This is a genomic window from Lysinibacillus sp. 10T31 (assembly GCF_056394365.1).
In genome coordinates this window covers 1-591 of the sequence record NZ_JBFTHS010000156.1, presented here as the reverse complement: position 1 = coordinate 591, position 591 = coordinate 1, and the positions used below count along the sequence as shown (strand labels likewise).

At 49.3% G+C, this 591-nt stretch carries 1 protein-coding gene; it reads left to right on the top strand.

Going from position 1 to position 591, the window contains the following annotated elements:
* Window positions 1–591 (top strand): hypothetical protein (locus AC1DCY_RS27335; protein ID WP_477355839.1); only part of this gene is annotated, 591 nt, incomplete at both ends.

Sequence of the window (591 nt, the reverse complement as noted above, 5' to 3'; positions counted from 1 at the left end):
GTTCTATCCACGATTTTGGTGGTTCTATCCACGATTTTGGCTACTCTATCCATCATTTTGACGTTTCTATCCACGACTTCGACTTTTCTTTCCGTCGCTCTGACTCTTCTTTCCATCGCTTCGGCTTCCTTTCCATCACTTCGACTCTTCTTTCCGTCACTTCGGCCTTTCTTTCCGTCGCCGCCTTTTCTTTCCGTCACTCCGGCTCTTCTTTCCGCCGCTTCAGTCTTTCCTTCCGTCGCTCTGACTCTTCTTTCCGTCGCTTCGGTCTTTCTTTCCGTCGCCGCCTTTTCTTTCCGTCGCTCTGGCTCTTCTTTCCGTCGCTTCGGTCTTTCTTTCCGTCGCTCTGGCTCTTCTTTCTGTCGCTTCGGTCTTTCTTTCCGTCGCCGCCTTTTCTTTCCGTCGCTTTGGTCTTTCTTTCCGTCACTCCGCCACTTTGATCGTTCTATCCACGATTTTGGTGGTTCTATCCACGATTTTGGCTACTCTATCCATCATTTTGACGTTTCTATCCACGACTTCGACTTTTCTTTCCGTCGCTCTGRCTCTTCTTTCCATCGCTTCGGCTTCCTTTCCATCACTTCGACTCTT